Origin of the sequence: Mesorhizobium sp. B2-6-4 (assembly GCF_006441495.1) — a bacterium.
Taxonomy (GTDB): domain Bacteria; phylum Pseudomonadota; class Alphaproteobacteria; order Rhizobiales; family Rhizobiaceae; genus Mesorhizobium.
The window spans coordinates 421,705-438,186 of sequence record NZ_VFUE01000001.1; the positions used below are offsets into that span (position 1 = coordinate 421,705).

Genomic DNA, 16,482 nt, shown 5'->3' on the forward strand with positions numbered 1-16,482 from the left:
GCATCACAGGCCGGACGAGAAATTCAGAGGCGTTCTCGCCGAGCCGCGAAAGCTTACTTCACCGGATGGGCGGCGAGCCAGTCCTGCATCTGCTTGATCTCGGCTTCCTGCGCCGCGATGACGGCCTCGGCCAGCTTGCGGATCTCGGGGTCCTTGCCGTTGGCGAGTTCGACCTTGGCCATGTCGATGGCGCCCTGGTGGTGCGGGATCATGCCGCGGACGAAATCGACGTCGGCGTCGCCGGTGTATTTGGAGGCCATCATGTCGGCGTGCATCTTGTCCATAGCCGCCTTGTAGCCTGCGGTCGACGGGCCTTCCGCCCCCGTCGCCATGCCGGCCATGTCGTGCTTCATCTCTTCGCTCTGTGCGGGAACGCTTTCGAGGAAGACGGCAACCAGCATTCCAGCCGCCATCAGCAGCAGCACGATTTTTTTGGCCAAGGTCATTGATGGTCTCCTGTTGATCGGGTTTCGTATTTGGGGGATCGGCTCAAAGTTTCAATGTCCTCAGCCGCAACGCATTGGCGATCACTGAAACCGAGGACAGGCTCATCGCCGCCGCCGCCAGCATCGGCGACAACAGCGTGCCGGTCAGCGGATAGAGCACGCCGGCCGCAACCGGCACGCCAAGCACATTGTAGAGGAAGGCGAAGAACAGGTTCTGCCTGATATTGCGGATGGTCGCCTGCGCCAGTGTGCGGGCACGCACGATGCCGTTGAGGTCGCCCTTGACCAAAGTGATGCCGGCGCTTTCGACGGCGACATCGGCGCCGGTGCCCATGGCGATACCGACATCGGCGGCGGCCAAGGCCGGTGCGTCGTTGACGCCGTCGCCGGCCATGGCGACGCCGGCGCCCTTGCCGCGCAATTCCTCGACCAGCGCGCCCTTCTGTTCCGGCAACAGGCCGGCGCGGACTTCGTCGATGCCGAGACTGCTGGCGATCGCGTTTGCCGTGCGCTCATTGTCGCCGGTCGCCATGATGATCCTCAAGCCGCTGTCGTGCAGGGCCTTGATCGCCTCGGCGGTGGTCGCCTTGACCGGATCGGCGACGGCGACGATGCCGGCCAATTTCCTGTCCACGACGACGAACATCGCCGTCTTGCCATCGCCTTGTAGCGCCTCGGCCACGGCCGAAACGGTGGACACGTCGACACCGAGATCACGCATCATCGCGGCGTTGCCGAGCGCTACATTCCTGCCCGAAACGGCACCGGAAACACCCTTGCCGGTGACCGCCTCGAAGCCATTGGCTTCGGCGACCCTTACACCGCGGGTCGCGGCGCCTTCGACAATAGCCTCGGCCAGGGGATGCTCCGAGCCCTTCTCCAGGCTCGCGGCGAGGCCCAGCAATTCCTCCTCCGAAAACCCATCGGCGGCCACGACATTTGTCAGTTTCGGCCGGCCTTCGGTCAGTGTCCCCGTCTTGTCGACGATCAGCGTATCGACGGAAGCGAAGCGTTCGAGCGCGGCGGCCTCCTTGATCAGCACGCCGGCATGCGCGCCGCGTCCGGTAGCGGTCATGATCGACATCGGCGTGGCGAGGCCCAGAGCACAGGGACAGGCGATGATCAACACCGAGACCGCCGAGACGATGGCGAAGATCAGGCTGGGCTCTGGGCCGAAGACCGCCCAGGCGGCGAACGCGGCGATGGCGACCAGAACGACAGCCGGGACAAAGTAGAAGGAAACGCGGTCGGCCAAGCCTTGTATCGGAGCGCGCGAACGCTGCGCCTTGGCGACCAGCTCGACGATGCGCGAGAGCGTGGTCTCGGCGCCGATGCGGTCGGCGCGCATGATCAGCGAGCCATTCTTGTTGAGCGTGCCGCCGGTGAGGGCATCCCCTTCGGCCTTCTCGACCGGCAACGGTTCGCCGGTGATCATCGATTCATCGATGGAAGAGCGGCCTTCGAGCACGGTACCGTCGACCGGCACGGCATCGCCGGGCCGGATGCGCAGGCGCTCGCCGGCCTTGACGCTGTCCAGCGGCACATCGCTCTCGGAACCGTCCTCTCCTATGCGGCGGGCGGTCTTGGGCGCAAGGTCGAGCAGGGCGCGGATCGCCGAGCCGGTCTTTTCGCGGGCGCGCAGTTCTAGCACCTGGCCGAGAAAGACCAGCGCGACGATGACGGCTGCGGCCTCGAAATAGACCGGCACCGCCCCGCCATGGCCGCGGAACTGATGCGGAAAAATGTCCGGGAACAGCGTCGCGACGACGCTGTAGAGATAGGCCGCACCGACGCCGAGCGAAATCAGCGTCCACATGTTCGGGCTGCGGTTGCGGATCGAGTCCCAGCTGCGATGAAAGAACGGAAATGCGGCCCAAAGCACGACCGGGCTTGCGAGCGCCAGCTCGATCCAGACCTTTGTCCGGTCCTCGATCAGGTTCTCGAACGACAGACCGATCATCGGCGCCATGGCGACGATGAGAAGGGGCACCGAGAGCACCGCACTGACCCAGAACCGCCTGGTGAAATCGACCAGTTCGGGATTTGGCCCCTCATCGCCTGTCGGCACGCCCATCGGCTCGAGCGCCATGCCGCAGATCGGGCAGGAGCCGGGCTTGTCGCGGACGATCTCGGGATGCATCGGGCAAGTGTATTGCGTGCCCTTCGGCATCGCTTCCGGCGCCGGTCTGTCGCCGAGATAGGTTTGCGGCGCCGCCTCGAATTTCGACTTGCAGCCGGCGGAGCAGAAATAGAAGCCCTGGCCGTCATGGCGCAGAAAATGCTTTGCCGTGGCGCGGTCCACGCTCATGCCGCAGACGGGGTCGGTGGCGGTCAGGTATGTTTCCGGCTTGGCCCGGAATTTCGAACGGCAGCTTTCGCTGCAGAAATGATAGAGACGGCCAGCATGCTGCGATGTCGGCTTGCCGGCGGCTGGATCGACGGTCATGCCGCAGACCGGATCGCGTGTGACGGCGCCCGCATCCACGGCCGCACCTTTTGCCGCGCAGCAACCACCATGCGCGTGATGATCGTGATCTGAATGCGTCATTTCGAATGCCTCTATCAAACTGCTTCGAGCCGGAGGTAGTCCTTCCAGTAACTGGAAGGTCAAGGACTGGCTTGAATTTTATTGTCGCGGGTGTCCCGCACCATGGAAACGCGTCAACCCGCCCCCATACCCAGCGCCGCGGAAACGCGCTATAGACGCCGCCCAAAAGGCAAGGCCAACCGGTACCATGGCGAAAATCTCCCTGAAGCTCGATGAACTGATCGACGGCGACGCCTTGCGCCGCGAGATGACCGCGCTGACGGCGGCCACGACCGGGGACGGCTCCGGATCGGCCGCCCGCGCCGGGGTTCTCCAGCTTCTCAAGGGCCGGCTCGCCGCGGGCCGCAAAACAGCCGAGGCCATGCTGAAGCAGGATGGCGGCGGCAATGCCTGCGCCGAGCGGCTGTCGCATCTGATGGATGAGCTGATCCGGGCGCTCTACGATTTTGTCGCGACCCATGTCTACCGGGTAAAGAACCGGTCGGTGGCCGAACGCATGGCCGTCGTCGCGGTCGGCGGCTATGGGCGCGGCACGCTGGCGCCGGGATCCGACATCGACCTCCTGTTCCTGTTGCCCTACAAGCAGACGCCGTGGGGCGAACAGACAGTCGAATACATGCTCTACATGCTGTGGGACCTCGGGCTGAAGGTCGGCCACGCGACCCGCAACATCGAGGAATGCCTGCGGCTGTCGCGCACCGACATCACCATCCGCACCTCGATCCTGGAAGCGCGCTTCCTGTGGGGTGAGCAGAAGCTCTACGACGAACTGATGCTGCGCTTCGACCATGAGGTGGTGCGCACCACCGGACCGGAATATGTGCAGGCCAAGCTCGCCGAACGCGACGAGCGCCATGCCAAGGCCGGCGAAAGCCGCTATCTGGTCGAGCCCAACGTCAAGGACGGCAAGGGCGGCCTGCGCGACCTGCAGACGCTGTTCTGGATCGGCAAATATTTCTACCGGGTGCGCACCGGCGAGGAGCTGGTCGAGAAGGGCGTCTTCACGCAGGCCGAATACCGCGAGTTCCAGAAGGCCGAGGATTTCCTGTGGGCCGTGCGCTGTCACATGCATTTCCTCACCGGCAAGGCCGAGGAGCGGCTGCATTTCGACATCCAGCGCGAGATCGCGGAGCGGCTGGGCTACACCACGCATCCCGGCCTGTCGGCGGTCGAGCGCTTCATGAAGCACTATTTCCTCGTCGCCAAGGATGTCGGCGACCTGACCCGCATCTTCTGCGCCGCGCTCGAAGAGGAGCAGGCCAAGCATGTGCCGGGCTTCAACCGCATCTTCCTCACCTTCCAGCGCCGCAAGCGCAAGCTTGCCGGCACGTCGGATTTCATCGTCGACAACCACCGTATCAACATCGCCGACGACCAGGTGTTCGAGCGCGATCCGGTCAATCTGCTCAGGCTGTTCTGGTTCGCCGACAAGCACGGGCTGGAGTTTCACCCCGACGCGCTGAAGCTGCTCACCCGCTCGCTCGGCCTGGTCAACAAATCGCTCCGGCGCGACGAGGAGGCCAACCGGCTGTTCCTCGACATCCTGACCTCGGACCGCAACGCCGAGCTCAATCTGCGCCGCATGAACGAGGCGGGGCTGCTCGGCCGGCTGATCCCCGATTTCGGCAAGATCGTCGCCATGATGCAGTTCTCGATGTACCACCACTACACGGTCGACGAGCATCTGATCCGCTGCATCGGCGTGCTGGCCGAGATCGAGCGCGGCGACGGCGAGAAGGTGCATCCGCTGTCGCATTCGCTGATGCCGGGACTGAGAAAGAGCCGCGAAGCGCTCTACGTCGCCGTGCTGCTGCACGACATCGCCAAGGGCAGGCCGGAGGACCATTCGGAAGCCGGCGCGCGGATCGCCCGGCGCATCTGCCCGCATATGGGACTTTCGACCGCCGACACCGAAACGGTGGCCTGGCTGGTCGAGAACCATCTGGTCATGTCGATGACGGCGCAGACGCGCGATCTCAACGATCGCAAGACGATCGAGGACTTCGCCTCGATCGTGCAGTCCGTCGAGCGGCTGAAGCTGCTTCTCATCCTCACCGTCTGCGACATCAGGGGCGTCGGACCGGGCGTCTGGAACGGTTGGAAGGGCCAGTTGCTGCGCACGCTGTACTACGAGACCGAACTGCTGCTCACCGGCGGCTTCTCGGAAGTGTCGCGCGCCCAGCGCACGGCGGCGGCGCGCGAGTGCCTGGCCGAAGCCCTCGCCGGCTGGCCCGACAAGATCCGCAAACGCTATGTCGGCCTGCACTATGAGAATTACCTGTTGACCGTCGACCTGCCGGACCAGCTTCGCCACGCCGAATTCATCCGCGAGGCGGATGCGTCCGGCAACAAGCTCGCCACCATGGTCAAGACGCACCAGTTCGAGGCGGTGACCGAGATCACCGTTTTGGCGCAGGACCATCCGCGCCTGCTGTCGGTGATCGCCGGCGCCTGTGCGGCGGCCGGCGGCAACATCGTCGACGCGCAGATCTTCACCACCTCGGACGGCCGCGCACTGGACACGATCCTGATCTCGAGGGAGTTCGACCGCGACGAGGACGAGCGCCGGCGCGCCGAGCGCGTCGGGCGGCTGATCGAGGACGTGCTGTCGGGCAAGAGCTGGCTGCCGGAGATGATCGAGAAGCGCACCAAGCCCAAGCGCGGCGCCAAGGTCTTCCGGATCGCGCCGCGCGCCGAAATCCGCAACACGCTGTCGAACCGATTTTCGGTGATCGAGGTCGAGGGGCTGGACCGGCCGGGCCTGTTGTCGGAGATCACCGGAACGCTGTCCGACCTGTCGCTCGACATCGCGTCGGCCCACATCACCACCTTCGGCGAAAAGGTGATCGATACGTTCTATGTCACCGACCTCACCGGCCAGAAGATCGACAGCCCGTCACGCACCACCACCATCCGCAACCGGCTGACGGCGACGCTCGAGGGCACGGCCTCCGAACGCGGCAGCAGGACCAGGGCCGCCGCCGAGTGAGCGCCACCATCACTTTGTCCCAATCGCGCAGGCAGTCTCCAAACGCATGAGCCTCGTCAAGAAATTCGCTACGGTCGCTTCCGGCACGCTGATGAGCCGCGCGCTCGGTTTCGGCCGCGAGATGCTGATGGCGGCAGCACTGGGCACCGGGCCGGTGGCCGACGCCTTCAACGCCGCCTTCCAGTTTCCCAACACCTTTCGCCGGCTGTTCGCCGAAGGCGCCTTCAACGCCGCCTTCGTGCCGCTGTTCGCCAAGGAGATCGAGACGCACGGCACCGACGGCGCCAAGCGCTTTTCAGAGGAAGTGTTCGGGGTGCTGTTCACGGCGCTGCTGGCGCTGACCATCGCCATGGAACTGGCGATGCCGCTGATCGTGCGCTACCTGGTGGCGCCGGGTTTCGCCGACACGCCGGGCAAGTTCGAGACGACCGTCACTCTGGCGACGATCATGTTCCCCTATCTCATCTGCATGTCGCTGGCCGCCATGATGGCGGGCATGCTGAATTCGCTACGCCGCTATTTCGCCGCGGCGATCGCGCCTGCCTTTCTCAACATCATCCTGATCAGCGTGCTTGGCTATGCCTGGTATCATGGGCTGGATGCGCATGCCGTCGGCTTCAGCCTGTCCTGGGGCGTTCTGGCGGCGGGCCTCGTGCAGCTCGCCATCGTCTGGGTGGCGGTTCGCAACGCCGGCATCTCGATCGGTTTCCGCCGGCCGAAGATGACGCCGAACGTGAAGCGGCTCCTGATCCTGGCGCTGCCGGCGGCGATCACCGGCGGCATCACCCAGATCAACCAGCTGATAGGCACCGCCATCGCCTCGACGCAGGACAGCGCCGTCTCCTCGCTCGCCTATGCCGACCGCGTCTACCAGCTGCCACTTGGCGTGGTCGGCGTCGCCGTTGCGATCGTGCTGTTGCCGGAACTGTCGCGGGCGCTGAAGTCGGGCAATCTGATCGAGGCGGCCAATCTGCAAAACCGCTCGGTCGAATTCACCTTGTTCATGACCTTGCCGGCTGCGGTGGCGCTCTGGGTCATGTCTGAGCCGATCGTGCGGCTGGTCTATGAGCGCGGCGCGTTCGCCACCAACCATTCGACGCCTGTCGTGGCGGCGATCCTGGCGATCTTCGGGCTCGGCCTGCCGGCCTTCGTGCTGATCAAGGCGTTCACCCCGGGCTATTTCGCCCGCGAGGACACACGCACGCCGATGATCTTCGCCGCCATCTCGGTGGCGGTGAACGTCGCCACCGCGCTGACGCTGTTTCCGAGGATGGGCGCGCCCGGCATCGCCGTGGCCTCGGCGGTGGCCGGCTGGGTCAACGCGCTGATGCTGCTCGGGGTGCTGATCCGGCGCGGCCATTGGGGCCGCGACGTGCCTCTTTTGAAGCGCATTCCGCGTCTGGTGCTCTCGGCGGCGGTGATGGGCGTCGCCCTCTATTTCGCCGAACACTGGCTGAGCGCCAGGCTCGGCTCCGGCTCGCCGCTGGTCGTCAAGGCGACGACGCTGCTGGGGCTGGTGGCCGGCGGGGCGCTGCTCTACTTCGTCACGGCCTTTGCCAGCGGCGGCGCCGATTTCGGCATGATCCGCCGCAATGTGAAGCGCGGCTCAGGCAAGGCGACACCACCAGCCGTAAACGCCGAGCTGGACGAGTAGGCCGGGCAGCCCGACTGCAATAGCAGTCTTGATCGCAGCGTCATGTTCGTCCATAAGCGCGCCGTCGCAAGACTTTCGCCGCACGCGGTTTCCAGCCGCGTGATTGGCTCCGAAAAGTCTGCAACTTTTCGGAATCACGCTTATACGGCCCTCCACAAGCCACGAGGAAACCATGTCCGCCTTCAAGCCACTCGTCTTCTCCGGCGTCCAGCCAACCGGCAATCTGCATCTTGGCAACTATCTCGGCGCCATCAAGAAATTCGTCGCCCTGCAGGAGACGTCCGACTGCATCTACTGCGTCGTCGACCTGCATTCGCTGACGGCCCAGCTGGTTTATGACGACCTCAAGGACCAGACGCGCTCCATCACCGCGGCATTCCTGGCCTCCGGCATCGATCCGAAGAAGCACATCGTGTTCAACCAGTCGCGGGTGATGCAGCACGCCGAGCTCGCCTGGATTTTCAACTGCGTGGCGCGCATCGGCTGGATGAACAAGATGACGCAGTTCAAGGACAAGGCCGGCAAGGACCGCGAGAACGCCTCGCTCGGCCTGCTTGCCTATCCCTCGCTGATGGCAGCCGACATCCTGCTCTACCGCGCCACCCATGTGCCGGTCGGCGAGGACCAGAAGCAGCATCTGGAACTGACGCGCGACATCGCCCAGAAATTCAACAACGACTTTTCGGACCGCATCGCCGGTCTTGGCGTCGGCGTCGAGATGCAGGTCGGAGAGGAAATTGTGAACGGCTACTTTCCGATCACCGAGCCGGTCATCGGCGGGCCGGCGGCGCGCATCATGTCGTTGCGCGACGGCTCCAAGAAGATGTCGAAGTCGGACCCGTCGGATCTGTCGCGCATCAATCTGACCGACGATGCCGACGCCATCTCCAAGAAGATCCGCAAGGCCAAGACCGATCCGGAAGCCTTGCCGAGCGAAGTGGACGGCCTCGCCACCCGGCCGGAAGCGGAAAACCTGGTCGGCATTTATGCCGGCCTTGCGGACATATCGAAAGAGGCGGTGCTGAAGGAGTTCGGCGGCCAGCAGTTTTCGGTGTTCAAGCCGGCACTGGCCGACCTGGCAGTCGAAAAACTGGCTCCCGTCGCCGCCGAAATGCGCCGCATTTCCGATGACCGCGCCTATGTCGACGCGGTACTGCGGGACGGCGGCGAGCGCGCCGGCGTGCTGGCCGAAGCGACGATGAAGACGGTGCGCGACATCATCGGGCTGCTGCAGGACTGATCCGCATCCTTATGCCCCGCACCATACCGGCCAAAGACCGGCGGCTTGCCGCCGGTCAGCCGCAGTGGCAGATTGCGGCCGAAATGACATCGAGTAAATAGACATGGTCTCCAAACGCCTCAGCCGCGAAGCCGGACATCGCCGGAAGTTCCTGGCGATCATCGACGATACGCCCGAATGCGAGCGCGCCGTCGCCTACGCCTCGAAGCGGGCGCTGAGCACCAGCGGCGTGCTGGTGCTGCTCTATGTCATCGAACCGGACGATTTCCAGCACTGGCTGGGCGTCGAGAAGATCATGCGCGAGGAGGCGACCGCCACCGCACGCACCGCGCTCGACAGCTATGCCAACAAGGTGCGCCAGAAGCTCGGCATCGAACCCGAGATGGTGGTGCGCGAGGGCAAGCCCACCGAAGAGATCCACAAGCTGATCGAGGAAGATCAGGATATTGCCATCCTGGTGCTGGCGGCCGGCGCCGGCAAGGAAGGGCCCGGGCCGCTGGTCGGCGCGGTGGCCGGCAAGGGCGCCGCCTTCCCTATCCCGGTGACCGTGGTGCCGCAAAACCTTTCGGACGAGGAAATCGACAGCCTCGCCTGAAGCCCGCCAGGGATTTCGATCCCCAGCCAGCAAAAACATTCCGCCAGCCAGCCGTTCGGGCGACGCGTTTCGCTTGAATGTCCAGCCGATAGAGCTTATTTAGAATTATTCCAAACTATCTGCCCGAGACGGGCACGGAGACGGCCATGTTCATCCAGACCGAATCGACGCCAAACCCGGCGACGCTGAAATTCCTGCCCGGCAAGGAAGTGCTTTTGGAAGGCACCGCCGATTTCCGTGATGCCGATAGTGCGGCGACGGCCTCGCCGCTGGCCGGCCGGCTGTTCGAAATACCGGGCGTCACCGGCGTCTTCTTCGGCTACGACTTCATCACCGTGACCAAGGACGGGCCCGACTGGCAGCATCTGAAGCCGGCGATCCTGGGCGCCATCATGGAGCATTTCATGTCCGGCGCGCCTGTCATGGCCAACGCCGGCCCGGCCGCGGAGACCAGCCAGACCGGCGAGTTCTATGACAAGGCCGACGAGGAACTCGTCATCACCATCAAGGAGTTGCTCGACACGCGGGTGCGCCCGGCAGTGGCCCAGGATGGCGGCGACATCACCTTCCGCGGCTTCGAGAACGGCACCGTGTTCCTGCACATGAAGGGCGCCTGCGCCGGCTGCCCGTCATCGACGGCAACGCTGAAGCACGGCATCCAGAACCTGCTCCGCCACTTCGTTCCCGAGGTCCAGCAGGTCGAACAGGTCGCCTGACCGTTCGCCTTCGCCGAAGGGGCGACGATTCTCAAATGCAAGCAACAAAAAACCGGGCCGAATTGCCCGGTTTTTTGTTGGGGACGTCCGTTGTTGCCTAGACGGTCCGCGTACGAACGGTTTTGACCATGAACCTCGCGGTCACGTCAGAGAACGATGACCTTGGCGCCGACCTCGGCGCGATCGTAAAGGTCGATGATGTCCTGGTTCATCAGCCGGATGCAGCCCGACGACATAGCCTTGCCGATCGAGTTCCATTCCGGGCTGCCATGCAGGCGATAGCCCATGTCACCGCCCTTGTTGAACAGGTACAGAGCGCGCGCGCCGAGCGGGTTCTTCAGGCCCGGCTCCATGCCGCCGGCGAACTTGGCGAGTTCCGGCTGGCGCTTGATCATCTGCGATGGCGGCGTCCAGGTCGGCCATTCGCGCTTGATGGCGACATGGGCGGTGCCATGCCACTCGAAGCCCTCGCGGCCGACGCCGATGCCGTAGCGAATTGCCCGGCCGTCACCCTCGACGAAGTAGAGGAACTTGTTCTGCGTATCGACGATGATGGTGCCCGGCTTTTCCTTGGTGTCGTAGTTCACCTCCTGCCGGTGATACTTCGCGGGCACCTTTTCGATCGGGATGCGCGGCAGCTGGTAGCCGGCGTCGGTCACCGCGCCATAGTCGTTGGAGAATATCTGCCCGCCAATGGTGCTGCAACCGGCGAGTGCGGTGGACAGCGCCAGTGCGGCAATTACTGCAAGCGACTTCATGCGCATGAGGTGATCCGTGCCCCGCCAAACATCCGCGGCACGAGTCGGCCGCTTTCTTGCCATCATTCATGCTGGCATTTGCTTTGCTTGCCAAGTACGCGATGCCTATATGCAAGACCTCACCTGCCGGTAAGCCAGCAACTGCGGCATTTCGGCAACAGCCTTCACCGGATTGTGAAGGAAATTCAATGGCCATGACTCTCGGGCCAGCAGGAATCGAGGAACAACCATGAATGTCGGCGACGCCGCCCAGCGTTCCGGTCTGCCAGCCAAGACCATCCGCTACTATGAGGAAATCGGCCTGATCGCGCCTGCGCGTGCCGGCAACGGCTATCGCGACTATTCGGGCGACGACATCCATCGGCTGACCTTCCTGCGCCGTGCCCGCAACCTGGGCTTTTCCATCGACGATTGCCGCCAGTTGATGGCGCTTTACCAGGACCGCAGCCGCGCCAGCCACGACGTGCGCGAGATCGCCACCGCCCATGTCAGGGCGATCGAGGAGAAGGTGCGCGAGCTGCAGGCGATGCGATCGACCCTGCAGAAGCTCGTCCAGGCCTGCCATGGCGACGACCGGCCGGACTGCCCGATCATCGATGACATTGCGGGAACCGCGCCGCTCGGCGATAAAGCCGTCACGGTCGCATAGATCCGTGCCGGCCAGGCCCGACGCCTCTCGGCTACGGAGGGAGGATGCCGATGGCCTCGATGACTGTCGAACTGCACAATGTCGAAGGCACCGAAGCCGCCATGGGCTGGGCCGGCGGCCACACGATCGTCGTCGACCGGCCCGAGGGCAAGGCCGGCGGCATGGGCCTGGGCTTCAATGGCGGCCAGCTGCTGGCGCTGGCGATTGGCGGCTGCTTCTGCAACGACCTTCGCTATGTCGCCGACGAGATCGGCGTGAAACTCGGCAGGATCGCCGTCTCGGTGAGGCTTGACCTCGACGGCAAGCCCCTGCTGGCGACCGCGGCAAGGATGACGGTTTCCTGCGAGACCTTGGACGGGTCCGATCCCCAAAGGATCATTGACCGTGCAAGCGTGGTTTCCACGGTCAGCAACTCGTTGCGCCAGGGCGTGCCGGTTACGATCGAAACGACGGGGCCTGGTCGCTCATAAACGCCAGGACTTCTCCCGCGCCGTAGGTCGTCCCGCCACGTTCACCCATCACGGAAAGTGAAGGTGGCCATACGGTTCTCCGTGCCTGCTCATGCTATCGAGCACCCATTGATTTGGGTGGCCACCAAATGAGCGGTACGGGTTCAAATCGTGAACAAAATCTGGCATGGTCCCGTCATGCCAATCATCTCACCGATTCCCCTGAACCCGCTCATCGATGGTCGCCAGTCCGAACGCGCCATGCTGGTGCGGCGCGGGGTGCAGCGCCTGCTCCGCGAAATGGGCGCGCATGTGCTGCCTGAACTGTCGCTGGCGACCGGCCGCCGCGCCGACCTCGTCGCGCTGACCCGCCACGGCGACATATGGATCATCGAGATCAAATCCTCGGTCGAGGATTTTCGTGTCGACCGCAAATGGCCCGACTACCGGCTGCACTCGGACCGCTTCTTCTTCGCCACCCATCCCGGCGTGCCGGCGGAGATTTTTCCCGAAGAATGCGGCTTCATCCTCTCCGACGGCTATGGCGCGGAGATTTTGCGCGAGGCGCCCGAGCACCGCATGGCGGCGGCGACGCGCAAGGCGCTGATGCTGCGGATCGCGCGGGCCGGTGCCGCGCGGCTGCTGGCGGCGGAGCTCGCCGGGGTGGCCGTGCCGGCGCTGGAGGGGGAGAGCGAATAGGCTGACAGGCAGGAGATAGAACGCAACCGACGGCGCCGCCCCTCATTGTCCTGCCGGACATTTCTCCCCGTATAGAGACGGGGAGAAAGGTGCTGTCGTCGGCGATTCGCCAACTTATGGAAGAAAGCGCCAAGGGGTCGCGTCACCCCTTCTCCCCGTCTCTATACGGGGAGAAGATGCCGGCAGGCAGATGAGGGGCAGCGCGACCTCGAAAAGAGTGCATTGAAGTCGCTGATAGGCCCCTACTTCTCGCCCTCATCCACCTCAGTCGCCGCCGGCGCCATCAGCAGGACGGCCGCGCCGAGCAGCGCTGCGACCAGGGAGCCGGAGAGAATGCCGACCTTGACCGCGTCCTGCAGCGCGACGTCGCTGGCAAAGGCGAGCAGGCCGATGAACAGGCTCATGGTGAAGCCGATGCCGCACAGCAGCGAGATGCCGATCATGTGCAGCCAGCCTGCATGGGCCGGCAGGTCGGCGAGACCGAAGCGGATGGCGAGCGCGGAGGAACCGAACACGCCGACCAGCTTGCCGACGACGAGGCCGGCGGCGACGCCGAGCGTCAGCGGCTCGAACAGCGCGCCGACGCTGAGGCCCGCCAGCGAAACGCCGGCATTGGCGAAGCCGAAGATGGGGATGACGACGAAGGGCACTATTGCGTGCAGGCCGTGCTCGAGCCGGTGCAGCGGCGAATGATCGAGATCGCGTTCGATGCCGGCGGTGCGTTCGAGCGGAATGGTCAGGGCCAGCGCCACGCCGGCAAGCGTGGCATGCACGCCCGACTTCAGCACCAGCACCCACAGGATCGCACCGAGCACGAGGTAAGGCACGAGGCTCATCACCCGCATGCGGTTGAGCACGACAAGCGCGGCGATCACCGCGAAGGCGGCGCCCAAATAGGCAAGCGACAGACCGCTGGTGTAGAAGATCGCGATGATGATGACCGCGCCGAGATCGTCGATGATGGCAAGGGCGGTGAGGAAGATCTTGAGCGAGGCCGGTACGCGGCTGCCGAGCAGCGACAGCACGCCGAGCGCGAAGGCGATGTCGGTGGCGGTCGGGATCGCCCAGCCGGACAGCGCGCCCGCATTGTCACGGTTGATGGCGACGTAGGCCAGCGCCGGCACCACCATGCCGCCGGCCGCCGCGATGCCGGGCAGCACCCTGCGCGGCCAAGTCGAGAGCTGGCCGTCCAGCATCTCGCGCTTGATCTCCAGGCCGACGAGCAGGAAGAACACCGCCATCAGTCCATCATTGACCCAATGCGACACGCTGAGCGGGCCGAGATAGGCGTGGAGGACGGCAAAATAGGTTCCGGAGAGCGGTGAGTTGGCGACGATCAAGGCCAATGCCGCCGCCACCATCAGCATGATGCCGCCGGCCGCCTCGCTGTCGAGAAATTCGCGCAAGACGGAAACCGGCCGCTCTTTCAAGTCCCGCATGTCACCCTCCGTTATGCCGCCTGTTCGGCAGGCTTATTGTCGAGGCCGGCGGCGCCCCTCATTGCCCTGCCGGGCATTTCTCGCCGTATAGTGACGGGGAGAAAGAGGCTGGCCGCAGCGTCGGCGCCTTTTTGCAACGCTGGTGGTTAGCGAAATCGGCGATGACAGCGCCCCTCTCCCCGTCACTATACGGGGAGAGGATACCGGCAGGCAGGTGAGGGGCGGCGCCGAGTTCGACAATTAGATGCTTCCCCGTAAGCAGAAACCGGTCCGAAGGAATTGCTCAGCGCGCACACTCCTAGCGCGGCGCGCGCTTGGCCAGGATGCGCTGCAGGGTGCGGCGATGCATGTTGAGGCGGCGCGCGGTCTCGGAGACGTTGCGCTCGCACATTTCGTAGACACGCTGGATGTGCTCCCAGCGCACGCGGTCGGCCGACATCGGATTTTCCGGGGGTGCGGCACGCTCGCCGGCCGTGCGGGTGAGCGCGGCAAAGACGTCGTCAGCGTCGGCCGGCTTCGACAGATAGTCGACGGCGCCGAGCTTCACCGCCGTCACCGCGGTGGCGATGTTGCCATAGCCGGTCAGGATGATCGCGCGGGAATCCTCGCGCTTCTCACGGATGGCGGCCACGACGTCGAGGCCGTTGCCGTCGCCAAGCCGCATATCGACCACCGCGTAGGCGGGCGGATTGGCGCGTGCCTTGCCGACCGCCTCCTCGACGCTCTCGGCCGTTTCGACCACGAACCCCCTGGTTTCCATGGCGCGGGCCAGACGGGTCAGGAAGGGTTTGTCGTCGTCGACGATCAGAAGCGAGGTGTCCTCGCCCTCAACCATTGCGCCACTGTTTTCATCGCCTGTCATCGTCTTGAAATTCCTGCTGCCTTAATTTTACGCAGATATAGTTTTGCGTCGCGATTGTCCAATTTACGCGGTGTCAAACATCGTCGCGGGCGCCGATTCCGGGTTCAGGAAAACATTTCTAGGCCATGAAATCCGCACCATGGCGCCCTCGCCCAGTCCGCTCGAATTGCGAAAGTCGAGCGTGGCGCCCGATCGCTCGAGCAATGTCTTGGCGATGAACAGGCCCAGCCCCAGCCCGCCGCCGGCCTCCGTGCCCTGGCGTGTCGACATATAGGGCTCGCCGATGCGGTCGATGATCTCGGGCGGAAAGCCGGGACCGTCATCGATGATCGAGAAGGAGACGGTGGCCTCGTCCCAGCTCCAGCGCACGGTGACGCTCTCGCGGGCGAAATCGACGGCGTTCTCCACCAAATTGCCAAGGCCGTAGATGACGCCGGGATTGCGGCGCCCGACCGGCTCGGGGCCGCTGCGCTCGCCGGGCCTGAGCTTGATCGAAATGCCGAAGTCGCGGTGCGGCGCGGTGACCTCCTCGACCAGCGAGGTCAGCGGCAGGCGGGACAAATGCGCCTCTCCCTCGGACGACAGGCTGGTCAGGCGCTTGAGGATCTCGCGGCACCGCTCGCTCTGGGAGCGCAGCAGCGTCACATCCTCCCCGTATTTCGCGTCCTTGCCGAGCGCCTTTTCCATCTCCTTGGCGACAAGCGTGATGGTGGCGAGCGGTGTGCCCAGCTCATGCGCGGCGGCGGCGGCCAGCCCGTCGAGTGCCGACAGATGCTGCTCGCGCTGGAGCACCAGTTCGGTGGCGGCGAGCGCATTGGCCAGGAGGCGGGCTTCCGCGGCCACGCGGAAGGCGTAAATGGCGGTGAAGGCGATCGAAGACAGCACCGCCATCCACATGCCGGCAACATAGATGAAGGGCATCGCCAGCGGCGCGCCTTCATGCCAGGGCAATGGCAAGTGGAAAAAGACCAGCAAGGTCGCCGTCGTCATCACCAGCCCCCCAAGCACCGCGGTCAGGCGCAAGGGCAGCGACGTCGCCGAAATGACCACGGGCACCGTCATCAGCAGCGAGAACGGATTGGTAAGGCCGCCGGTCATGTAGAGCAGGCCGGCAAGCTGGAGGCTATCAAAGATCAGGATGCCGAAGGCGGCGAACGGCGTGAGCCGGTGCGCGGCCGGGAACCGAAAGGCAAGGAGCAGGTTCATCCAGGCCGAACAGGCGATCAGGGCAAAGCACAGGCTGACCGGCAGTGGGAATTTCAGGCCGTAGGCGACGAAAAGCACCGTCACGCTCTGGCCGACAATGGCAAGCCAGCGCAGCCGGATCAGCGTGTTGAGGCGCAGTCGCTGGCTCTGCTGGAAGTCGGGAGAACGCAATACGTTGATCATGGCCATGAAATACAGCCGCGAAGCGGCCAGCGCTAGGTGGATGACGAAG

14 protein-coding genes are annotated in these 16,482 nt (G+C 64.6%); 8 read left to right on the top strand and 6 right to left on the bottom strand.

What is annotated here, in order from left to right; genetic code table 11:
* Positions 1-53 precede the first annotated feature (53 nt).
* Entirely contained in the window at positions 54-446 is a 393-nt protein-coding gene (locus FJ426_RS01960) for a DUF305 domain-containing protein (protein WP_140556843.1), read from the bottom strand.
* 43 nt (positions 447-489) lie between these two features.
* Positions 490-2,994, bottom strand: coding sequence for a heavy metal translocating P-type ATPase (locus FJ426_RS01965; RefSeq protein WP_140824717.1), 2,505 nt, complete (start codon positions 2,992-2,994; stop codon positions 490-492).
* A gap of 187 nt (positions 2,995-3,181) precedes the next feature.
* Here FJ426_RS01965 and FJ426_RS01970 point away from each other — a divergent pair, with 187 nt between their 5' ends.
* From FJ426_RS01970 to FJ426_RS01990, 5 genes are all read left to right on the top strand, one after another.
* Positions 3,182-5,983 (top strand): [protein-PII] uridylyltransferase, encoded by a 2,802-nt coding sequence (locus FJ426_RS01970; protein ID WP_140559740.1) that lies wholly within the window; start codon positions 3,182-3,184, stop codon positions 5,981-5,983.
* A 46-nt stretch (positions 5,984-6,029) separates the two neighbouring features.
* Entirely contained in the window at positions 6,030-7,637 is a 1,608-nt protein-coding gene (gene murJ / locus FJ426_RS01975) for a murein biosynthesis integral membrane protein MurJ (protein WP_140559741.1), read from the top strand.
* A gap of 172 nt (positions 7,638-7,809) precedes the next feature.
* Positions 7,810-8,877, top strand: coding sequence for a tryptophan--tRNA ligase (trpS, locus tag FJ426_RS01980; protein ID WP_140497129.1), 1,068 nt, complete (start codon positions 7,810-7,812; stop codon positions 8,875-8,877).
* Between the two features lie 103 nt (positions 8,878-8,980).
* The gene (locus tag FJ426_RS01985) at positions 8,981-9,472 is read left to right on the top strand and encodes a universal stress protein (RefSeq protein WP_140497131.1); all 492 of its coding nucleotides are present in this window, start codon (positions 8,981-8,983) and stop codon (positions 9,470-9,472) included.
* 146 nt (positions 9,473-9,618) lie between these two features.
* Positions 9,619-10,188, top strand: coding sequence for a NifU family protein (locus FJ426_RS01990; protein ID WP_140497133.1), 570 nt, complete (start codon positions 9,619-9,621; stop codon positions 10,186-10,188).
* Between the two features lie 146 nt (positions 10,189-10,334).
* Here FJ426_RS01990 and FJ426_RS01995 read toward each other — a convergent pair whose 3' ends face one another.
* Positions 10,335-10,952: a L,D-transpeptidase gene (locus FJ426_RS01995; protein ID WP_140497135.1), complete on the bottom strand. Its 618-nt coding sequence runs from the start codon at positions 10,950-10,952 to the stop codon at positions 10,335-10,337.
* Between the two features lie 223 nt (positions 10,953-11,175).
* Between FJ426_RS01995 and cueR the strand changes: the two genes are divergently transcribed.
* The 3 genes from cueR to FJ426_RS02010 all read left to right on the top strand — a co-directional run bounded on the left by cueR (position 11,176) and on the right by FJ426_RS02010 (position 12,743).
* Positions 11,176-11,595, top strand: a complete 420-nt coding sequence (cueR, locus tag FJ426_RS02000; protein ID WP_140559742.1) for a Cu(I)-responsive transcriptional regulator — start codon at positions 11,176-11,178, stop codon at positions 11,593-11,595.
* Between the two features lie 50 nt (positions 11,596-11,645).
* Positions 11,646-12,065 (top strand): OsmC family protein, encoded by a 420-nt coding sequence (locus FJ426_RS02005; protein WP_140497139.1) that lies wholly within the window; start codon positions 11,646-11,648, stop codon positions 12,063-12,065.
* Between the two features lie 177 nt (positions 12,066-12,242).
* Positions 12,243-12,743, top strand: coding sequence for an MmcB family DNA repair protein (locus tag FJ426_RS02010; RefSeq protein WP_140559812.1), 501 nt, complete (start codon positions 12,243-12,245; stop codon positions 12,741-12,743).
* 242 nt (positions 12,744-12,985) lie between these two features.
* Here the strand turns inward: FJ426_RS02010 and nhaA are convergent, their stop codons facing one another.
* From nhaA to FJ426_RS02035, 3 genes are all read right to left on the bottom strand, one after another.
* Entirely contained in the window at positions 12,986-14,182 is a 1,197-nt protein-coding gene (gene nhaA, locus FJ426_RS02020; RefSeq protein ID WP_140559743.1) for a Na+/H+ antiporter NhaA, read from the bottom strand.
* A 298-nt stretch (positions 14,183-14,480) separates the two neighbouring features.
* Positions 14,481-15,044 (bottom strand): ActR/PrrA/RegA family redox response regulator transcription factor, encoded by a 564-nt coding sequence (locus FJ426_RS02030; protein WP_140497143.1) that lies wholly within the window; start codon positions 15,042-15,044, stop codon positions 14,481-14,483.
* 63 nt (positions 15,045-15,107) lie between these two features.
* Positions 15,108-16,439, bottom strand: a complete 1,332-nt coding sequence (locus FJ426_RS02035; RefSeq protein WP_140559744.1) for an ActS/PrrB/RegB family redox-sensitive histidine kinase — start codon at positions 16,437-16,439, stop codon at positions 15,108-15,110.
* Positions 16,440-16,482 lie beyond the last annotated feature (43 nt).

What these genes read in the sequence shown, in the direction of transcription:
- FJ426_RS01960 (WP_140556843.1), bottom strand. Translation starts at nt 446, where the DNA reads ATGACCTTGGCCAAAAAAATCGTGCTGCTGCTGATGGCGGCTGGAATG.
- FJ426_RS01965 (WP_140824717.1), bottom strand. Translation starts at nt 2,994, where the DNA reads ATGACGCATTCAGATCACGATCATCACGCGCATGGTGGTTGCTGCGCG.
- FJ426_RS01970 (WP_140559740.1), top strand. Translation starts at nt 3,182, where the DNA reads ATGGCGAAAATCTCCCTGAAGCTCGATGAACTGATCGACGGCGACGCC.
- murJ (WP_140559741.1), top strand. Translation starts at nt 6,030, where the DNA reads ATGAGCCTCGTCAAGAAATTCGCTACGGTCGCTTCCGGCACGCTGATG.
- trpS (WP_140497129.1), top strand. Translation starts at nt 7,810, where the DNA reads ATGTCCGCCTTCAAGCCACTCGTCTTCTCCGGCGTCCAGCCAACCGGC.
- FJ426_RS01985 (WP_140497131.1), top strand. Translation starts at nt 8,981, where the DNA reads ATGGTCTCCAAACGCCTCAGCCGCGAAGCCGGACATCGCCGGAAGTTC.
- FJ426_RS01990 (WP_140497133.1), top strand. Translation starts at nt 9,619, where the DNA reads ATGTTCATCCAGACCGAATCGACGCCAAACCCGGCGACGCTGAAATTC.
- FJ426_RS01995 (WP_140497135.1), bottom strand. Translation starts at nt 10,952, where the DNA reads ATGCGCATGAAGTCGCTTGCAGTAATTGCCGCACTGGCGCTGTCCACC.
- cueR (WP_140559742.1), top strand. Translation starts at nt 11,176, where the DNA reads ATGAATGTCGGCGACGCCGCCCAGCGTTCCGGTCTGCCAGCCAAGACC.
- FJ426_RS02005 (WP_140497139.1), top strand. Translation starts at nt 11,646, where the DNA reads ATGGCCTCGATGACTGTCGAACTGCACAATGTCGAAGGCACCGAAGCC.
- FJ426_RS02010 (WP_140559812.1), top strand. Translation starts at nt 12,243, where the DNA reads ATGCCAATCATCTCACCGATTCCCCTGAACCCGCTCATCGATGGTCGC.
- nhaA (WP_140559743.1), bottom strand. Translation starts at nt 14,182, where the DNA reads ATGCGGGACTTGAAAGAGCGGCCGGTTTCCGTCTTGCGCGAATTTCTC.
- FJ426_RS02030 (WP_140497143.1), bottom strand. Translation starts at nt 15,044, where the DNA reads ATGACAGGCGATGAAAACAGTGGCGCAATGGTTGAGGGCGAGGACACC.
- FJ426_RS02035 (WP_140559744.1), bottom strand. Translation starts at nt 16,439, where the DNA reads ATGGCCATGATCAACGTATTGCGTTCTCCCGACTTCCAGCAGAGCCAG.